Source organism: Cobetia sp. SIMBA_158 (genome assembly GCF_046566945.1).
Lineage (GTDB): Bacteria > Pseudomonadota > Gammaproteobacteria > Pseudomonadales > Halomonadaceae > Cobetia > Cobetia amphilecti.
The window spans coordinates 1-277 of the sequence record NZ_JAWJYL010000284.1; the positions used below are offsets into that span (position 1 = coordinate 1).

The 277-nt window shown below is 45.5% G+C and carries 1 protein-coding gene; it reads right to left on the bottom strand.

The features are described 5' to 3' along the window. Positions 1 to 277: hypothetical protein (locus R2R70_RS19985; protein WP_410978897.1), on the bottom strand; the 277-nt coding region annotated here is incomplete at both ends.

The following is a 277-nucleotide window of genomic DNA, read 5'->3' on the forward strand; positions in this document are numbered from 1 at the left end:
GTATTTACCGTTAAGCCAAACTGTTGTGAATCAGCGTCACCGATTCTAAATGTGTTACGATCAGCTGTTAATTCACGCGGATCGCCGGCCAACAACGTACCATCGCTAAGTTCTTCACAGCCGTAAAACTGACATGAACCATGCAAACCTGCACGATTAGTTGGCGCACGGTCACGGTAGTTAATCGTTGTGTTTAAGTAACCATTGTCACCCAGTGCAAACCCTTTGTTGAAGTCAACGTTAACTGTTTCGCCGTCACCTTCAGAGTATTCACCAT